Annotated in this window: 18 protein-coding genes and 2 pseudogenes; 7 read left to right on the top strand and 13 right to left on the bottom strand. The window is 33.7% G+C overall.

Going from position 1 to position 19,222, the window contains the following annotated elements; all coding sequences use genetic code 11:
- The first annotated feature begins 166 nt into the window (after window positions 1–166).
- Window positions 167–1,249, top strand: coding sequence for an S-layer homology domain-containing protein (locus tag NSQ69_RS15910; protein ID WP_033730817.1), 1,083 nt, complete (start codon window positions 167–169; stop codon window positions 1,247–1,249).
- A gap of 147 nt (window positions 1,250–1,396) precedes the next feature.
- Here NSQ69_RS15910 and NSQ69_RS15915 read toward each other — a convergent pair whose 3' ends face one another.
- The 5 genes from NSQ69_RS15915 to phaZ form a co-directional block, all read right to left on the bottom strand.
- Window positions 1,397–1,846 carry a VOC family protein gene (locus NSQ69_RS15915; protein ID WP_002185408.1) on the bottom strand — a complete coding sequence of 150 codons (450 nt, stop codon included), beginning with the start codon at window positions 1,844–1,846 and terminating at the stop codon, window positions 1,397–1,399.
- Window positions 1,847–2,155: 309 nt separating this feature from the next.
- Window positions 2,156–2,356 (bottom strand): NETI motif-containing protein, encoded by a 201-nt coding sequence (locus NSQ69_RS15920; RefSeq protein WP_000166305.1) that lies wholly within the window; start codon window positions 2,354–2,356, stop codon window positions 2,156–2,158.
- The gene (locus NSQ69_RS15925; RefSeq protein WP_341099487.1) at window positions 2,340–3,536 is read right to left on the bottom strand and encodes an MFS transporter; all 1,197 of its coding nucleotides are present in this window, start codon (window positions 3,534–3,536) and stop codon (window positions 2,340–2,342) included. The genes NSQ69_RS15920 and NSQ69_RS15925 overlap by 17 nt, the downstream gene beginning before the upstream one ends.
- A 113-nt stretch (window positions 3,537–3,649) precedes the next feature.
- Window positions 3,650–3,874, bottom strand: coding sequence for a hypothetical protein (locus NSQ69_RS15930; protein WP_002128163.1), 225 nt, complete (start codon window positions 3,872–3,874; stop codon window positions 3,650–3,652).
- A gap of 60 nt (window positions 3,875–3,934) precedes the next feature.
- On the bottom strand, window positions 3,935–4,852 hold the full coding sequence (gene phaZ, locus NSQ69_RS15935) for an intracellular short-chain-length polyhydroxyalkanoate depolymerase (protein WP_002013809.1): 918 nt from the start codon (window positions 4,850–4,852) through the stop codon (window positions 3,935–3,937).
- A 173-nt stretch (window positions 4,853–5,025) separates the two neighbouring features.
- Here phaZ and NSQ69_RS15940 point away from each other — a divergent pair, with 173 nt between their 5' ends.
- The 4 genes from NSQ69_RS15940 to NSQ69_RS15955 all read left to right on the top strand — a co-directional run bounded on the left by NSQ69_RS15940 (window position 5,026) and on the right by NSQ69_RS15955 (window position 8,550).
- Window positions 5,026–5,445 carry a MarR family winged helix-turn-helix transcriptional regulator gene (locus tag NSQ69_RS15940; RefSeq protein WP_002128165.1) on the top strand — a complete coding sequence of 140 codons (420 nt, stop codon included), beginning with the start codon at window positions 5,026–5,028 and terminating at the stop codon, window positions 5,443–5,445.
- Between the two features lie 15 nt (window positions 5,446–5,460).
- Window positions 5,461–6,660: an MFS transporter gene (locus tag NSQ69_RS15945; RefSeq protein ID WP_002128166.1), complete on the top strand. Its 1,200-nt coding sequence runs from the start codon at window positions 5,461–5,463 to the stop codon at window positions 6,658–6,660.
- 99 nt (window positions 6,661–6,759) lie between these two features.
- A complete protein-coding gene (locus NSQ69_RS15950; RefSeq protein ID WP_341099488.1) occupies window positions 6,760–8,019 on the top strand; it encodes a serine hydrolase domain-containing protein in 1,260 nt (419 codons plus the stop codon).
- A 159-nt stretch (window positions 8,020–8,178) separates the two neighbouring features.
- Window positions 8,179–8,550 carry a cupredoxin domain-containing protein gene (locus NSQ69_RS15955; RefSeq protein ID WP_002084529.1) on the top strand — a complete coding sequence of 124 codons (372 nt, stop codon included), beginning with the start codon at window positions 8,179–8,181 and terminating at the stop codon, window positions 8,548–8,550.
- 295 nt (window positions 8,551–8,845) lie between these two features.
- Here the strand turns inward: NSQ69_RS15955 and NSQ69_RS15960 are convergent, their stop codons facing one another.
- The 3 genes from NSQ69_RS15960 to NSQ69_RS15970 all read right to left on the bottom strand — a co-directional run bounded on the left by NSQ69_RS15960 (window position 8,846) and on the right by NSQ69_RS15970 (window position 13,455).
- Window positions 8,846–10,276: an IS4 family transposase gene (locus tag NSQ69_RS15960; RefSeq protein WP_215576338.1), complete on the bottom strand. Its 1,431-nt coding sequence runs from the start codon at window positions 10,274–10,276 to the stop codon at window positions 8,846–8,848.
- A 326-nt stretch (window positions 10,277–10,602) separates the two neighbouring features.
- The gene (locus tag NSQ69_RS15965; protein ID WP_215576337.1) at window positions 10,603–11,241 is read right to left on the bottom strand and encodes an ABC transporter ATP-binding protein; all 639 of its coding nucleotides are present in this window, start codon (window positions 11,239–11,241) and stop codon (window positions 10,603–10,605) included.
- 9 nt (window positions 11,242–11,250) lie between these two features.
- Window positions 11,251–13,455: a bacteriocin-associated integral membrane family protein gene (locus tag NSQ69_RS15970; protein ID WP_341099490.1), complete on the bottom strand. Its 2,205-nt coding sequence runs from the start codon at window positions 13,453–13,455 to the stop codon at window positions 11,251–11,253.
- An 848-nt stretch (window positions 13,456–14,303) separates the two neighbouring features.
- Between NSQ69_RS15970 and NSQ69_RS15975 the strand changes: the two are divergent.
- Together NSQ69_RS15975 and NSQ69_RS15980 are read left to right on the top strand one after the other, a co-directional pair.
- A pseudogene (locus tag NSQ69_RS15975) lies at window positions 14,304–14,490 on the top strand (hypothetical protein).
- A gap of 543 nt (window positions 14,491–15,033) precedes the next feature.
- Entirely contained in the window at window positions 15,034–15,309 is a 276-nt protein-coding gene (locus NSQ69_RS15980) for a hypothetical protein (RefSeq protein ID WP_063225674.1), read from the top strand.
- A gap of 355 nt (window positions 15,310–15,664) precedes the next feature.
- Here NSQ69_RS15980 and NSQ69_RS15985 read toward each other — a convergent pair whose 3' ends face one another.
- From NSQ69_RS15985 to NSQ69_RS16005, 5 genes and pseudogenes are all read right to left on the bottom strand, one after another.
- Window positions 15,665–15,898 carry a hypothetical protein gene (locus NSQ69_RS15985; RefSeq protein WP_002131164.1) on the bottom strand — a complete coding sequence of 78 codons (234 nt, stop codon included), beginning with the start codon at window positions 15,896–15,898 and terminating at the stop codon, window positions 15,665–15,667.
- A 265-nt stretch (window positions 15,899–16,163) separates the two neighbouring features.
- Window positions 16,164–16,310 carry a BC1881 family protein gene (locus NSQ69_RS15990; RefSeq protein ID WP_000738549.1) on the bottom strand — a complete coding sequence of 49 codons (147 nt, stop codon included), beginning with the start codon at window positions 16,308–16,310 and terminating at the stop codon, window positions 16,164–16,166.
- A 551-nt stretch (window positions 16,311–16,861) separates the two neighbouring features.
- Window positions 16,862–17,323, bottom strand: a complete 462-nt coding sequence (locus tag NSQ69_RS15995) for a CarD family transcriptional regulator (RefSeq protein ID WP_002131165.1) — start codon at window positions 17,321–17,323, stop codon at window positions 16,862–16,864.
- Between the two features lie 194 nt (window positions 17,324–17,517).
- Window positions 17,518–17,961 (bottom strand): annotated as a pseudogene (locus tag NSQ69_RS16000) (acyl-ACP desaturase); the annotation flags it as partial.
- A 290-nt stretch (window positions 17,962–18,251) separates the two neighbouring features.
- Window positions 18,252–19,145, bottom strand: a complete 894-nt coding sequence (locus NSQ69_RS16005; protein WP_033713434.1) for a DMT family transporter — start codon at window positions 19,143–19,145, stop codon at window positions 18,252–18,254.
- Window positions 19,146–19,222 lie beyond the last annotated feature (77 nt).

Below are 19,222 nucleotides of genomic sequence, written 5' to 3' on the forward strand. Positions count from 1 at the left end.
ATAGTTTTATATAGATTATTGGAATTTTATCCACATTAAGTGAATTAATTACAAATGATCATCATTTACATGTTATAATTACGATGTGTACATTTAGCTGTATTAGATGTATATGTGTAATACGTATATTTAATAAAGTTAAATTAAACTGGGGAGGCTTTCTCAAATGGGCAAGAAAACAAGCAAAGCTAAAAAAATTTTGGGATTCGTAATCACCACAGCACTAGCAACTACAATGATGGTAGGCACAGCAAACGCACAAACAACTACGAATAACTATAAAGTAGCTGGCAATGCGAACACTGTATTTACAGATGTACCAAAGGACCACTGGTCAAAAACTGCTATTGATTACTTAGCAGCAGCAGGGATTTATAAGGGATATGGAAATGGAAAATTTGGTTTTGGGGACAACATTACTAGAGGACAGGTTGCTTCTTTAGTCAATCGACATTTAGGTTTAATAGCAGATGATAAACAGGGAAATATGTTTAGTGATATTACAAATCATATGTTTGAAAAGGATATCAAAGCCATTGCGCAAGCTGGAATTATGACAGGTGATGGAACAGGTGCATTTCGTCCAGATGACGCATTAAATCGGTATGAGATGGCAGTAGTATTGCAAAAGGCATTTCAATTAAACTCAAAAGGACAAGAGAACTTTAAAGATGTACCAAAAGGTCATTGGGCCTATGAATCTGTAAATACGCTACGTAGTAACCGGATATCCCAAGGTGACGAGTCTGGTAATTTTAATGGCAACATGCTTGTGAAACGTGAGCAGTATGCACAATTTTTCTATAATGCAATAGCAAAGAACAGATCTTATAATTTCAACATCAATACAAAAGAAGAACTGAAACAAATGTTAGCAACAGCTTTACAGGATGGGACGTTTGGTCCATTTAAATTAGATGTACTGGGTAAAGATATATCTGAGGTAAAAAAAGAATTTGGAGTGCCTGATGTTTGGAAGCAAGCACCATGTACAGAATGTGATGCACCTACTACAGCGGTATATGGAGATTATAATATTGATATGTACCCTTCGGACGCTAGATATATATGGGTAAAAATGGATATCACTATCGATGAATTAAAAGAGTGGTTTGGTGAGCCAGATGGAATTGGAGAGGATATGACTAGTGAAGGCTTTATATATAATCGAGGAAGCTATTCTCTTTATTTCAGCTTCTCTGATGGTTATATTCAACGCGCTGAAATATCTAAAAGTGAACATCATTAATACGTTACAAGCAATATAAAATATATAAAGCATAAAAAAATCCTTCAAGAACGTGCCTTTTCTTGAGGGATTTTATTTTGTTTCTATCTATTTAACATAATACAAAGCTGTAAAACTACTACTGATTAAAGTTCCACTTTATTTTTCTTAGTGCTCCGCATTCCATTCACTTAAATACGTTGCATATTCTAGTTCATCTGGATCATCATATAACATAGAAATAAACTCTAATTTATTTCCATCACAATCTAGAAAATATACGCTTGCAGCTGGCATCCACCTTTGGACAATTGGTTCTCGATTTCCTTTCCCTTGACTCCCTACTACCTCTATTCCACGCTTCTCTAACCATAATTTTGAAGCATTTAAAAACTCTAAATCTACACGAAAAGCGAAGTGTTTCGTCTCAAATTCTTCATTTATATGTACTTCCCATAATCCGAGCATTTGTTTTTTATTTTCTCCTACCCAAAAGAACGCAACTCGTCTTTTCGATAGTCTCTTTGCTAATGCTAAACCTAACTTATTTTGATAGAAATCTATTGCCTTTTCTAAATTTCTGACATGTAAATGAGTTTCATATATGCTTTGTATCATTATATATTTCTCCCTCCTTTCTAATTTTTTTAAAATATGTTTTGTTTTTATCATACAAATTAATATATTTTTAAACATCCTACTTTTGTATAATTGTTCTTTCCTTCAAATGTATAGGTATCCAGCTCTATAACTGATGTCCCAATCCTAAAATTCAATACATTAATCATCCTTAAATTTACATTTTCATGTAGTTAGTTTCTCTCTATACTACCTTCACTAACAAAGATCTCTAGCTAAGCCTTTCATTGTTCAGTAAAAAAACAAGCCATCCAACTCAAATGAATTGGATGGCTATTTGTTATGAGATTACTTCAATTTCCCCTCAAAAACAATTTTTCTACCGCATGGTTCAACTTCTGTTTTGCCGTTTTTCTTCACTTCATGAAAGATTGGTTCTTCCATGCGACGAGACGGTGCATATCCTTCTTGTTCCATACGCGCTAAGCAGTCTGTAATTGTTTCGTTTTCGAGTACTTCAAATTTCTTTTTATTAGGTTGTTTTGTCATGCCCTAACCTACTTTCTATTTTTCTTGATGCGAATTGATTCTTCATGTAGACCATATATACCATTGCGAGAATTCCCATTATAATCATAACCGCAATAAAAAAGCTTGTATACTGTATTTTTTCTATAAATACGCCTCCTAATACAGGTCCCATAATACTTCCTATACTAAAGGCGATTCCGGATAATATATTACCCGCTGGTAGTAAGTGTCTCGGTAATAAATCTGTCATAAATCCAAGCCCTAGTGAGAAGCACGAGCCAATGACCATACCTGCTATAAGCATACATGCAAAGACGATCCAGTAATATTGATCAAATACTGCTGCAAGTAGGAAAATGCCCGTACTTACACTGAACGTCCACGTTAAAATACGGTCTCTTCCGTATTTATCACTTAATATACCGAGCGGGATTTGTGTAATAATACCTCCAACTGCGAATGCTGGTAATAAGAAGGAAACTTCCGATACAGACCATCCTTTACGAAGCGCGTATACTGGTAAGTTACTATTTAACATCGCTTCAAGTACGCCGTATGCGAGCGGACCAATTAGCGCAATCCAAGCTAATCCAACGACTTGTTTATAACGAGAAAAGGATGATTCACTTTCAGTTTTTGCCTCATCTTGTGCTGGAAATGCATTTTTCGTTGGTAGTAGTAAAAGCCATCCTATTAAGCAAAGTATAGTAGATACGATAAATGGTGTTGCAAGACCGTACTGAACAGTGCTTGCTAAATACGGGCCAACTGCGAAACCAATTCCGAAGAATACACCGTATATCGATACTTGTCTACCTATTTTACTCGAGTCTGATGTTGTCGTAATCCATGTTTGTGTTCCGACATGAAGCATATGATCTCCGACTCCAACTAGAAATCTAAGAACGAACCATACCCAAAATGAAAAAGTTTGTGTAAAAAAGAATAATGAAATAATAACGAGAAACCCACCAATAACGATAATTGGCTTCATTCCAAACTTTTGCATCGGTTTTTCAAGAAACGGTGAAATAACTAATATCCCAATATATAATGCCGTCGCATGAATACCGTTAATACTTGAACTAACCCCTTCTTGTTCAAAAATCATTGCAATGGCAGGTAAAAGCATCCCTTGTGACAAACCTGAGATTGCTACAATTCCAACCATAATCCAAAAAGTAAAACGCATCGACATCCCTTTCCCTCTCCTTTTCACGCTTTCCACTTTTCATTATAAACTGTTTCTTCAAATGCGTGTACGAATATTCATAATAAAAAAGAAACTAAAAGAATGAACCTTTTAGCTTCTTATCCTTCCCATACTTGCGCTTTCACATTGTAATGAAAATGCTTAAAATATGGATTTTCATAAAATGAAGGCCCAAATAAAATCGGATGTGTATGGACCATTGATTGCTGCACTTGCAAAGGAACTACAGCTGATGAAACTTCCATATACATCGGATTTATAATCATTTTTATATATTGATGATCATTATATGGAGAATGATATATTAAAAATGGATTATGCATTGACTCTCTCCCCTTATACATACAAATGCTATAGTATATGCAAGTTTTATATTTCGGGAATTATTTATTGTCTAACCAATCCTCTACATGTTTTATAAACACATCTAAACAATCTATAAACGGTGAGTGTCCGCAATCTTCTAATATCTTCAACTCTGCATTTGGCAAATGTTTTGCTAATTCCTCACCGACTACTTGCGGTACGACGTAATCTCTGTCACCTTGTATGACGAGTGTTGGAGCTTTAATATGATGAATTTGCTTATTTCCCTCTACAACCCCGTTATGTTCATCCGAAATATTAAATGTAATGAGCGCATAATTCACATCTACGAAATTACGTTGCGTTAACATATCATCTAAATACTTTTCATAACGATCCGGTTCAGGTTGATTATGTGTATATATTAATAGATTCCATACTGTACGGTAATATAATTTATTCATATTTTTTATCGCATCTAGCACTGGAGCAATTTGTACGGGATCTTGCGCGATTTCTTCTTTCGTCTTTACTAAACTTGATACGATCGGTTGCCCGTTAATATCTTTTTTAAAAATTGGATATCCCTTCATTCCCACTGATTCTACTAAAATCAACTTTTCGACAAATGTTGGATGATTCGCTGTAAATTGCATCGCAACACCACCGCCCATTGACCAGCCCATTAATGAAAATTTTTCTAGTTTTAATTGATCGATAAATAGTTTTACATCTCTTGCAAAGTCTTGTAAAGAATCTATCGATTGATTATATGTTGATTGGCCAAATCCTCTTAAATCAAGAGCGTAAATATGGTATTGATCTTGTAACTTTTCAATAACTAAATCCCAGTGTTGTGACGATGTCATGTTCCCGTGAATGAGTACAAGAATTTCTGTATTTTGCCTTCCAACTTCCTGATACGCAATCGTTTCTCCGTTCGATAGTGAAACAAACTCCATTGTTGCAGGCTTAATCATCACAAGTTCCCCCATTCTTTTAATAGAAAGAAAATTCTTTACTTAATTAAAGAATACCATGTAGAATGTACGTTCTCAATACAAAATCTATACGAAATTTCCACATAAAACAACATGTCTATTACTAGACAAGTAAAATAAAAAGGTATATAGTTAGCTAGGTAACTAATTTGAAAGGATCAAAATACATGGACGAAAAACAACATTTTTTCCACATTGTCAGTCAAACTTCTCGTAAGTTTACGAAGAAATTTAATGAACGTGTATCTCCAACAGGATTATTTAGTGCGCAATGGGCTGTTATTTTCCGCATTAATCAAACTGGATCTTGTACCCAAACAGAATTATGTCAATATTTAAATGTTGAATCACCAACGATGACTCGTACGTTAACACGTATGGAAACGATGGGCTGGATTATTCGTACTGAAGGAAAAGATCGCCGTGAAAAGTTGATTTCATTATCTGATACTGCACTAAAAATGATTCCACTATGGCAAGAAGAAGTTGATTCCTTTGAAGAAAAGACGCTAGAAGGTATTAAAGAAGAAGACTTACATGAAGCTTTTCAATTGTTACAACAAATTATCAAAAATTTAGATCATTAATATGGAGGGATGACGATGCAAAGTGAAAAACTTTGGACGAAGGATTTCCTCGGAACTTGTTTTAGTAGTCTGTTTCTCTTTTTAACATTTTACATGCTTATGACTACTCTGCCTGTCTATGTTATAGACAGCCTAAAAGGAAAACCTGAGGAAATTGGTTTAGTTGCAACTGTTTTTCTTATTTCATCTGTTTTATGTAGACCATTCACAGGAAAATGGCTCGATGATTTAGGAAGAAAGAAAATATTATTTATTTCACTTTCACTATTTTTAGCCGCTACTGTTATGTATTTCGGTACGCAAAGTTTATTTTTATTACTTGCCCTTCGCTTCTTACATGGTATTGGATTCGGAATGGCAACAACAGCAACTGGAACAATTGTAACTGATGTAGCACCAGCTCATAGACGCGGCGAAGCACTTGCTTATTACGGCGTATTTATGAGTCTACCGATGGTAATTGGTCCTTTTTTAGGTTTAACAATTATTTCTCATTTTTCATTTACTGTACTATTTATCGTTTGTTCAGTATTTTCATTACTCGCATTTTTATTAGGATTACTAGTCAATATTCCGCATGAAGCACCAGTAAACAAACAAAAACGAGAAAAAATGAAATGGAAAGACTTAATTGAACCATCTTCTATTCCAATCGCTCTAACAGGATTTGTTTTAGCCTTTTCTTATAGTGGCATTTTATCCTTTATTCCTATTTATGCGAAAGAACTCGGTTTAAGCGAAATTGCAAGTTACTTCTTTATTTTATACGCACTTGTTGTGGTCATTTCTCGTCCATTTACAGGGAAAATATTTGATCGTTTCGGTGAAAATGTACTTATTTATCCCGCTATTATTATTTTCACAATTGGGATGTTCATTTTAAGCCAAGCGCAAACTTCATTTTGGTTCCTTGGCGCAGGTATGTTAATCGGTTTAGGATACGGAACATTAATTCCAAGTTTCCAAACGATTGCAATTTCTGCCGCTCCAAACCATCGACGTGGTTCTGCGACAGCTACTTACTACTCGTTCTTTGATAGTGGCATTGGCTTCGGTTCTTTCATTTTAGGTATAGTCGCTGCCAAATCAAGTTATCATAATATGTATTTTATCGCAGCTATTATCGTTGCGTTCACTTTACTTCTATATTATGGATTACACGGACGAAAACAAAAATTCAAGAAACAAAGTACAGACGGACAAATATCTGCTTAACGTTCATAAGGAAAGTAAACTTACCCGTTTACTTTCCTTATTTTGTATTTATTTTAAGACGAGCGTATACTTATAATAGAAACTAAAGGAGGTACCTATATGAATGTAAAGAAATCTCCCCTGCTATTACTGTTACTAGTATTACTATTCGTAGTTACAGGGCTTGGGTTTACTTTTTTTAAAAATAATAAAACGACCCCCACTAAAGCAAATGTCACAAAAGAAAACTGGTTAGACGATCCTTACTTACGCTGGTCGTATACACATATGAAAGAATTCACTTTAATAAATGAAGTGAAAAACAATCCTGATCAAGTTGCTCCCTTCCCTACCGCGTTACAAAACTTAGACGATTTTGCTGTGGAGCGTAGATTTGGAAATAAGACTCCTCTAAAAAAACTTTTAGACGAAAACAAAACAGATGCTTTTGTCGTTGTACATAATGGTCAACTTGTTTATGAACGATATTTCAATGGATATAACGAGAGTGAACCTCATGGAATGGCATCATTAGCAAAGGTGTTTACTGGTGCAATCATACAATCTCTCGCTGAAGAAAATCTTATTGATGTAGAGAAAACAGCTGACACTTACATAAAAGAATTAAAAAATACACCGTTTGGAAAAGCAACACTTCAGCAATTAATGGACATGCAAGTTTCCGCTGAATACCCTACTCACGGATATATGCAGCTAGGACTAGAAAATCAAGATGCACAACTATATTTAGCTAGTAATATTTTACCCCGAGGTAAAAATTACGAGGGGCCTATGAAAATTTATGATATGTTACTAGAAGCAGAAGAAACTGCACCACCTGGTTCAGCTTTTTCTTACAATAACGGATCAACTGAAACACTCGCTTGGATTATCCGAACGATTACAGGGAAATCGTTAGCTGAAAATGTAAGCGAACGAATTTGGTCTCAAATTGGTATGGAAGAAAACGCGTATTACGTTACAGATGAAACAAAAGTAGAACAAGCAAGCGCTGGCTTAAATGCAACTGCTAGAGATATGGCGAGGTTCGGACAATTACTATTAAATAATGGTCAATATGACGGAAAACAAATCGTCCCTTCTTCTATTACAGAAAGTGTGAAAAATGTACAAGAAGGTGAGCTCGCAATTGGTCATGGTGCTTCCATTTCTTATCATAATCAATGGTGGATTCCGCACAATGAACAAGGTGCTTTCGAAGTGTTAGGCAGTTACGGACAAACTCTTTACATTGATCCGAAAGCAAGTATGGTAATCGTCCACTTCTCTTCTAACGCTGCGCCTAGTAATGAAATCCATTCGGTTTATTCCGATATGTATATTGATATTGCACATCATTTGGAGAAGCTTCCACAGTAGTGGAGGCTTTTTTTATTTACCCAAATCCTATTCCAGTTAGTACTTGGTTAGTAGGAGTTGCCGAAAGAATTACTATTTAAGCCACGCCTAAACCCCATTTATATTGATAATATTTTAGTAATTTGAAAACACTAGTGCTTAGGAAAGGAGGGATTGTGAATGTCTGTGAAAAAGCTATTAACTGGATTAATCATTTCACTTGCGATGATTGTAGTTATGACTACTTTAGGTTCGCTCCGTGTATTTGCCGAATCCGACGTTGTGAGACAGCCTATTGAGGTTGAATTGAATGATGATTACTTTAATCCGAGTATCATCACTGTTCCGGTTGGGAAAACGACGACGTTGCTATTGAAAAACAAAGGAAATAGAGAACATACCTTCACAGTGAAAAAACTCGGAATTGACGCCGAAGTCCCGTCAGGAAAAGAAATAACAATTACCGTAAAACCTGAAACTCCCGGTACATATGAACTAATATGTCGGTTCCACTACTTGAAAGGAATGGATGGAAAAGTAATAGTCCAATAACGAGCGGTACCGGTCGATCCTTACTTTTTTTATAAAGTGAAACTTAAATTCGCGGGGGTGTCCCTCCCCCGCAGATTATGAGCTCTCACTAATCAGTTTTTTACTGGTAGCATAAAATCGTTACGCTGTCGTAGCGTACGAAATTTGTGTTTTGTTGGTGCTACCCCATCGCTATCAAGCTAAGCTTATGCAAAGTCAATTTTAGGCGAGATTGTTTCTTTTTTCTAAAGGGCAAGTGTAGTTGATTGAAAGATTTGCATACGAAATAAACCCTAACGAGTTTCACTTTTTTGAATTAAGCGGCTTGATTATCTGACATGGTACAATTGTAAACGACACCTAGTATATCAAAGACCGTTTTTTTCTCATATCGATGAGATTTCCGCCCGTTTTGCTGTAGGAGTTTGAACAAGCGAAGTAACACCTTTGATAGCTCTTGGGCGTTTTTTTGTATAGTTTGGAATAAAAGAAGAAAATAGTCTTTAATCATATATATGGCTTTATACTCACTAAGCTCTCTTTTTTTCTTCATGAGGAGCAATTGGCGCATTTGAAACATGATAGAAGAACAGAGTAGAATGGCAATCAATTGACCATATAAATGGCACTCCAATCGTTCTGGTTTTATCTTTTTACAATGATGGATTTGAAAGAATGACTTCCACGTTTTAAATAAAATTTCGATTTGCCAACGCAAAGAATACCAGTCATGTACCTGTCCCATCGGAACAATATCTGTAGGGGTGTTTGTCATATATACATTGATACCACTGAGTCGTTTACTACGAGGAGAATACTTTATTCCTTTCTTTTTTTCTCTTACAGCTTGATCTTGTAATCGTTTTTGTTGCTGTTGTTTTGTTAATCGGTGAACAATTACACGAGCTGGCACTTTATCAATCATTCCTACATAAGCATCAGCTATTTCACATGTTTGTCCTGGTTGAAGGGAGCTCATTACCGTCTCCATATCTATCTGTATATACTCTGTACCTTTCTTAATTCTTCCGTCTTGAAAATAATCAGGGTTAGGATTTTTTTGATAAATACGTGTATTCGACTTGATACGAGAGATATAGTAGGCCTCTTTATCTTGTATATATTGAAGGTCTTTTAAATGAAAATAACCTAAATCTCGGATACATAAATCATTCGCTGTCACAGTTGGGGCACACAGAGAGCCGTAAGTGCGATCATGTTGTTTACCTGGACCTGTATGAATATGTAAGAACTGTCCACTTAACAAATCATACTCAAGTTGAATTTTTATCCCAGCCGTATGGCTGCATCCTCCTGCACCTGGATAAACCGATGAAAATACATCCGGGAGTTGAAATGCAGTTGAATCTAAAATACGAATACGCTTGAAAACAGAAGTGTATGGAGAAGAAATCGGCATAGATGCGGCCAATTTTTTGCTTAGTAGTTCGGCTAGTAGGTGTTGTAAAAGTTGGACGGCCGCCTTATTAAACCGCTGATTCAGTCCCTCAGGACTGATGAGTACTTCTGTTGATGCTTCTAAACAGCTAGATAACTGAGTTAAAGAGGTCATAGCTACATTTTGGCTCAACCACACACATAAAGCTACTAAATCTTTTGCTTGGTACTTACTGGTTCGTTGTACAAAGCCAACATCTCTAGCAAGATCCCGTAAGGTATTTGGAGATAAAAAACTTTGAATCTCTTGAGCAAATAGTTGTAATTCGTCAGACACAGAAACAGACATAAAAAACGCCATCCTTTCCTATGATTCTATAGAAAGAATAGCGTATTTTTGTAACGGTGACATAAAGTTTGGTAAATTAATATAGATAAACTTAATAAATTTTCATCTATCAACTATACCGAAGTCATATTCGCTATAATCAATTAGTTAGAGAAAAATTTATACTTGTTTCTGTTGTTAGGTTTTCTTAGCGTGACAAAATTCACATTAGTTTATGCTGGAATTTGTTTAATAGTAAATGTTCTCCAAATAGTTCTTCAATGTGTTGCTTGAATTGTTCGATATGTATATTTTCCTCTCCCTTTATAATCTCATTCTCGCAAAAATTATAATTCTATGACTCTATCGCATACTTGTGCTACATATGGATCATGCGTGACAATAACAATTGTCTTTCCCTCTTTATTTAGATTTTTTAAAATTTGTATGATTTCATTTCTATTGTTATCATCTAAAGAGCCTGTTGGTTCATCGGCCAATATTAACTCGCAAGGCTTTAGAAGTATCCTTGCTATGGCAACCCTTTGTTGCTCACCACCTGAAAGCTCGTGTATTTTTTGCTGTAATGATACGCTCAGTCCAACTTTTTCTAAGGCGGCTGCTTTTAATTCTTTCTTTTCCGTCTTTGTTTTTTTTGCATAAATCAAGGGAATTTCTAAATTTTTATTTACAGAATCATTGTCGATGAGTGCATAATTTTGAAAGAGATACGACATTCTTGTCCTCAGAAGCTTATTTGCTTTACTAGAACCCATATTAGGACTCTCTGCACCAAATAATTTAGCGACTCCGCTATCTGGGTTCTCTAGCATTCCTATAATATTTAGAATCGTTGTTTTACCAGATCCGCTTTTTCCAATAATCGCAACCATTTCCCCTTCATAAATTTTTAAATTGAACTCATCTAAAACTGCATGATTTCCATAACTTTTACAAACATCTATTAGTTCACATATATATTGCATGCGTTTATATTAACCTCCCTTTATCACCGTTTTTTTATTTCTTCGTTCCATCGTGATTAATGCAATAATTGAGGCGGTAAATTCAATTAAAATAAGCATTGCCACCACTGTAAGTAATTTCAAATCAAACTCTTTCTTTACGATGAAGCAAATTGATAGTTGTACGATCCACATTAATACAAATTGCAACATGTATCCCTTATATGTTCTAAAAAAATCTACGCCAAATAAGCGATGCACCACTATTTTCTGCTGATTTTTATTGAAATACACAATAATATTCTGTGTTACCAAAAATAATATGCCGACAATTAGTCCACTAGTAACCGTCAATAGTATTTTCATTGTTTTTTGCAGATTGTATATATCTTTTGAAATATATTGGTCAACTGTTACAAGATATCTTAAATTATCATCTAATACTAATCTTTTAAGTTCTGGCTCTAGTGTCTTATACGTTAATCCTGCATCTCGCTTTATCAACTTAATTTTTAAAGGATCCTTCGCCCCTCCGCCTAATATAAGATCTCTTTCTCCAACAAAACTATTCTTTTCTGTCATTACTTCAATAATTTCATCTCTAATTTTGTTATTGTCAGATTTATATACATCTGGATTGAAACTAAAGATTTCCTGATTATTCTTTATCCAAATAATGTCTATTTTTCGATTGCGTAAATGATTCGGGACCTCTCTGTGCATTCTTTTTTCTTCATATTCTATTGCTGGCTTTCTCCGTTCTTCAAAAAAGCGAAGAATTTCCTTTTCCTTGTTCTGATATTTTTCAGGTACTAATAAAATCCAGTTTTCCGTATCTTCTGAAACTTGCACGCGCTGATTATGTATGTCATATAGCGGAAATTCGCGAAGGTAATTATTATTTACGGTAACTGACCAAATTCCTTTATAATCTTTATTTCTAGACAATTCTATTTCTTCATACTCCTTGGAATCAATTAATACCGCTCCCATTTTATTCAAAATAGGATACAAATCACCATTTATACTTGACTCCGTTTTATGCATCCCTTGTTGTTCTTCATCATTCCCTACAGAAAGCGGATAAAAGACACCATAATCTTTGTTTTTCTCCCAGTTTTTTAAATTCACTTGTTTTTCTTTCACTGTAATATATTGTTCTAAAATAGACGTCCCTAATAAAACAAATATAATAGAACAAGTAACTTTCAACAGCGTATTGAATACAAATATACCTTTTGTATCTTTTCTATTTTTAATCATTTGATTGACTTTAATTTTAGAAATATAAAAATATGAAACGAGAGATAATATTGTAATAATGAGATACGTTTTACATTGATCGAACATAATGGTGTAGATAAACCCTGAAGTTACATTTTTTACGAAAGCAGTTGCAAGTACGGAAATACCTATCGATAAAACAAACATACTCGCAATAGTTCTACCTATAACGATAAACCATAAACGCAAATTCGATACCCCGTGCATTTTTATAACGCCAATCCTTTTCGCTTCGTTAAATACATAATAAATGAGAAAACATAGGAGCACGATAAACACCATATACTGAATATAGGATAAAGAATTAATTGGTGAATCGAGAGCTTCTTCGTTATTACTAAGATTCCGTTTAAAATCGTCAGCAACAATATACTGTTTCGGCTTAAAATGCTGATTTAACTTTTTAGAGAAAAGCTTTAAAAATGCATCGTATGATTTATCATCTACTCCTTCTACAACATATCTTCCTGCCATAGGTAAATGTTCGTACGACGTTTGAAGCGGTTTAATTGTAATCACATGATTATCTCCAAAATCTTTTATTACTCCCTTTTGTTTTGTATCTTTCGTATGTACTGTCGATAAAAAAGCATTACCTTGGAATGTGTCTTTTGGCTTTAACACATCCCCCCCACTTAACTGAAACTGTTTAAAATATATCGTTTCAGTTGTTAGTAACACATACTTCAAAATTTCTGCCTGTTCATCTTCATGATACGCAACATTTGTACGAAAAATATTTGTATGTGACTCCTTTGCTGCCTCGAGTAATATAGGATAAATTTCACTAGGATTCGCAAAACCCAGTACATCTGGGATGACAAACTCTTTACCTATCCTCTGTTCTACCTTTTCCATTTTTTCAAATTCTTTATGATCCGTTTGTTGAAATGCAATAAAACCTGACAATATAGAAGCTACAATAAGAAAAAACACAACTACTTTTTTCATAACACCCTCCCCTGTAATATTTTAGTATATTTCAATAAAAATGGAAACATCAGGGTGAATGTTGTCTATATGGGGTCACCATATCATGCCCATCAACTTAAGAATTTTATAACGCTCCAAAACAAAAAATTGTACATTTTCATCTGGAAGTTTCAATTTTCTCGTTTTGGTGTATTTGCTTTTCTTAGCTTGATTGTGATGTGAACGTACCCCTAATAATATTCTTGCTTTTAAATCATTTTTACTGTATTATATTTACGTAGTAATATAAGGATTATGGTATATAAAAAGGAATCAAATCTATAAGTAAGATTTAAATCCTTTTCCAAGGCAAAAAGATTTTGCTAAAATCTAATATAATTTATGCTTGTCTTTTTAATATGTATCTAGTAAAAACATATTTTTTATCAATAGAATTCTGTTTTCAATATAAATGGAAACTTTAAATAGAAGTTTATTAACTCTCAATGATAGGAGTTAGTGTTCTAGAATATAGAGAAACAAAGCACGATACAAAGTAATCTGACAAACCTAAGAAGTATTGTATATTGTTTGCCCATCTCCAGGTAATACAATAAAAGAGCCTTACCTCTCTAGGCAAGACTCTACTAGTTTAGTTGTATAATATTTACATGATAACTAAGAAACAGAAAACATATAACACCAAATAGCAGCACCCTATTACTCCTCCTACAGCTAATACCTGTTTAACCCAACTCTTAAATTTTTGATTACTGTAAATCGCCTGCACTCTTTCCATATTTCCTCCTATTAAGGAGAACCCTTAAAGACTCTCACCTCGCTATAGTACCATTAAAAAATGAATAATAGACATCTAATGTATAAATATGCAATATTGCATACAAAAATTCATTGTTATAATTGTAAGCGCTTACTATAATAAGATTATAAAGATTTATCACATCTTAATACGAAAAAAGAGGAGAGCATAATATGGAAATCGCAATGGCAGTTTTAAAATTTATAGGTGGAGCAATCCCATTAATTCAAGAACTTCTAAAAGCATTTATGTAAGTTCACTATTTAGCAATTATTCACAAAAATTATCATACAAATGATCTGTATATCAAAGATAAATTGATTTACAGATTATTTGCGTGAGCAAGGTCCCTTTAACATGATTAAGGGACCTTGTTTTAATTTTTAAATACTTAAGGTTACACCACACCAACATCAAGTTAGCAAAACAAAATGAAAAATACGCCACCCATTCCTATAATTCTACAAGAAGAATAACGTATTTTTCATTTTAAGGGCATTATAAAACTTTAACTTGATAGTGATGTGGTGCTACCCCATGCCCATCAACTTAAAATCTTAAAGTACCCCCAAAACGGAATTTTATCTCTCTACAATTATTTATGTGAATTCAGCTCGTTTTTTTCGTTTTGGGGGATAAATAGTTTTTTAACTTGATGGATATGTGGCGGTACCCCATGGCCATCAAGCTAAGTTTGTTTGAGGAGATGTACGAGACAGGTGTGAATTTAGGGGAATCCAATATTTTCTATTCAAATATGATAGAATAGAAGTATATCCAAAACGGAGGAACAACAAATGAACTCAAACACAAAACAGTTTATTTATGATATCCAGCAAAGAAAAAACAATTATATGGAAAATGTATTAAAGGCAATACAACACCCTAAAAAAGAGCAATCTGAACAGGTCATTCAAAATATAGTAGAGAAGATGGATATGATGATCAGTTTAGTTACTACTTACATGGTTATTGAATCAGAATCTATGAAAGAATTAAAAGAGCTTCAGGAAGAAATTATTCATGCACAAGCATATATTCAAAAACGAAAATCTGAAGAAACACAGAGATAAAACCCTGTGTTTTTATTTGGTCGTCTATGACGCCAATCTATTATAAATCAAATTAAGGGATTAGGTACACTTACCATATTTTATTCACTAAAGTCATTTCCCTCCAAACAACTCATTCTATAAGACTCCTTTCTAACTTACATTCTTTCTCTCACTATATGATATAAATCCTATAAATATGCTAGAAGGATAATTCATTATATGAACGAAAATAACATTTTAATAAGTTACGTTTTCTATTCCTAAATTACTAAAAAATTATTTATATACGATTCTTTTTTACTAGTTAATAGGTAATGCTATAGGGATACTTTGCATGTACATCTAGGTTGTTCCTTTCAGGCTCTGTATCATTTTAAATACGCCCTTTATTAGAATAGTGCTCATACTTTTTTTGAGATTCTTTCGTAATACGTGCGTTAAGTAAAATTGCTAACAACAAAAACACTCCATATGTTCCCCCTGTAGCTCCTATGATAACCACACTACTACAAACAAGTACAATTAGTAGGAGCAACGAAACTAAATAAATATGTTCATAGTTCTTTGACATCTTCTCGTATTTTATGCGTTCTTTCCTTGCATCCATCTAAATTCCTCCTTTACATTATCCATTTCACTATCAAATAAATCTCGCCCTTAAAAGGGAAACAATATATCTTTTTAAATAATTAGCTTGTTTTTTTATCAACTAATTTATATAACGTAAAAAGAAATCCTACCAATATTAAGCTTTCCACCATGATAATCCCGACCCTCTCCTTCCGTTTTAACTCCAACACATCAGATAAAAGTAGCAAACAAAAAGGATCCTCCCTTCTTTTAAAGGCTGATCCTTTTCTTCATGCATTCAACTATTCTTGATTAATTAGAATAACAGCTGGTCCATCTACACGAATTCCACCAACTTCGATTTTTTCATAAGGCTCAACTGTAATAGAAATGACCCCTTCCCGCTTCTTTAATTCATTACTTAATTCTTTTGTTAACATTTTTTTCATGTGTGCACTCCTTCTTACTGCTTAATTTATTATTGTTATGTAAATGAAATTAAAAATGGTTTCCTGGTCTGGAAACCATTTTTTGTAGTTGACCATATGGTGTTACCAGTTCGTTTATCAATTTTACGTAAAGAAGAGATAAACAATTACCTATTCACTGTCTCAGTAGATGTAAGGAACTCTTAAAGAGATAGCGGTGAGATCGATTGTTTTTTCTTCTAGAAATAATGACTTAGATAATATATTACCTAAAACAATGAAAGCCCTACCTCTCTTTCATCCTTACGGATCCTTGTCCGTGCCAATGTGAATCAGGATTTCAAAAATCAAGTGACTATTTGATCGCGTTATTTGATGAAACTTCGAACGCTCGTAAAAGAAATTTAAAAATAAAAATGGATTAGATTGAAGTAATAACAAAAGAGGTTTCTACTCAAAAAGTGAGTTGAAGAAGTTGAATATCTTTGAAATGATTTACTTTTAATAATAATCATATTCCCGAAAAATTCAGGATATTTTCGGGGTATGTAATACATTATCTATAATGAATCTTAACAGAAACTTTTTATTTGATTTTCAGTGATCCCTTTAATTAATCCTAGTTCACTAATCAAAAATTCATGTGCGTTATCCAACATTTTTTTTTCGCTTGTATTCAGTGCTTTTTCTTTCTTCATACGTATTAAATCACGTACAACTTCGGCACCTTCTTGTATTTCACCCGTTTTTATTTTGTCCGTGTTCACTTTATACCTTTGTTTCCACGGTAATAATCTATCTGATTCTCCATGCTGAAAAATGTGTATAATGTGTTTTAATGCAAGTATATCAGTAACTGGGCGTATACTCGAACTTAATATTTTCCCCATAGGAATCATGACTTGCATATTACTGATTGACATTTTTATAACATAATACTGTTGCTTTTTTCCTGAGAATTCTTTTTCTTCTATGGCTTCAATTATACCTGCTCCGTGCATTGGATAAACAATGTTATCGCCAATTTGAAACATATAATCCACCTCCATATATGGTAACCTTCTTAACCTTAACATATATGTTGTTTTTTATCAAATATTTTATAATATCATAAAATCTTTTTTGTAGTCAACTACTTTTTTGGTAAAAATTAAATTAAGTAAAAAACACCCCCAAAACAATAGGGAGTGTGTCAGATTCCCCACTTATATTCTGAAATCTCTACTCATTAACATAGATCAGTTTTCCCTTGAAAACGACCAAATCGCTCCCGTATTTTTTTCAATCTTGTGTGGTACTCCATAATCTCAATTCTTGCTTTTTCAGCTAGAGGTGCAATTGGTCGTAAGTCTTTTAAACCCCAATAATCAACCACTACATCAAGTACTGGATGTAATGGTCCATAATTCGCTTCTTTTGCAATCACAGCCATTCTATTTTCAAAATCAGGCATGACAGCACCTGGCATTTTAAAATTTCTAATTATATTGGCAATATGATAGCAATAGTTAAGTTCCAATTCCAAATGTGTTCAAATGACGTCTCGATAAAAAACATAATGAAGGGTCTCATCTTTGGCAAGGCGGCGTAATAATGTAGCAAGATCTGGATCATGCTTACTTGCAATCTTAGCGACATTATTGTAAAACACCATCGTTGCAAGTTCTTGTAGTTATATAAAATAAAAGGGCCTCCTAGGGAATAGGTGGCCTTTTTACTTCAAAAAAAGACTAGCAGTATATACTAGTCTTCTAAATGAGGTACCGCCACACCGCTATCAACCTAAGAAATCAATCACCCCCAAAACGAAAAAAACGAGTTGAATTCACATAAATAACTGTAGAAAAGTAAAAATTCCGTTTAGGGGGTACTTCAAGACCTTAGCATGATGGGCATGTATAGTGCCCCCTAATAAATAACCATGTTCCGCTTCCAACCATTATCAACACTAAATTCTGATTTTTAACTAGTCTTTTTTATCCGTAATTCTATATTTTGATATTTTGTTCCAAATCCTAAAGCAATAGCAGCTCCAATACAACTTGAAAGACAGCCAGCAAATAAATATACAGATAAATCTGATTCGCCAATTATCACAGAAGCTATTCCTCCAATTACAGGGAAAAGTGCTACCATATAACCACTTTTTGCCCCTCCAATTCTATCTACAAGTTTCAAATAGAATAACCATGCTGCAAAAGAAGCAATTAGGGTTAAGTATAGTAAAGCAGATAAGTATGAAATAGATGTTGGAAAGACTAGTTTTTCTCCTTGAAGTAATACAATCGCTCCTATCAATACACTTCCTGCTGTAAAGCCAATTGAATTTGCATATACGGGATTAACCTTATGTTTTGAATTTCTTGCAGAGCTAGCATCTCCTATCGCTGTAAGAATAGTACCTAGAATAGCCATCATAATTCCTTTTACATCATCAAATCCTTTAAAACTGTTTATATTCGGATAGATAAGAATACATACGCCTAGCACTCCTAGAATTCCTCCAATTAAAACACGAGAATGTAGCTTCTCTTTCAAAAAAATTCGAAGGGCAATTGGAGTTAAAATAACTTTCAATGAAAAAATCAAAGTTACGATAGCGGCAGAACTCATTATAGTAGCATAATAGAGACATAGGTAACTCAATGCAAAATTGCAAATGCCAAATAAAACGACAAATGGAATATCTTTTCTATTAGGTTTTCCATTAGGTTTAATAAACCATATGAGAACTAAAAATAAGATTGCCGTTAGAACTAAACGGTATAATAACGAGAGTTCTAGACTAACTGGTGTACCTTGAATCTTAACTACAATAAAATTAAGTCCCCAAACAATTAAACAAAATAAATACATAATTTTAACCAACTTATCATCATTCCTCTTAAAAAATATTGTATGAATTCCTATACTTAATACTAATCTTTACTGTC

Origin of the sequence: Bacillus sp. FSL R10-2201, from assembly GCF_038008665.1 — a bacterium.
GTDB classification, from domain to species: Bacteria; Bacillota; Bacilli; order Bacillales; family Bacillaceae_G; genus Bacillus_A; species Bacillus_A mycoides.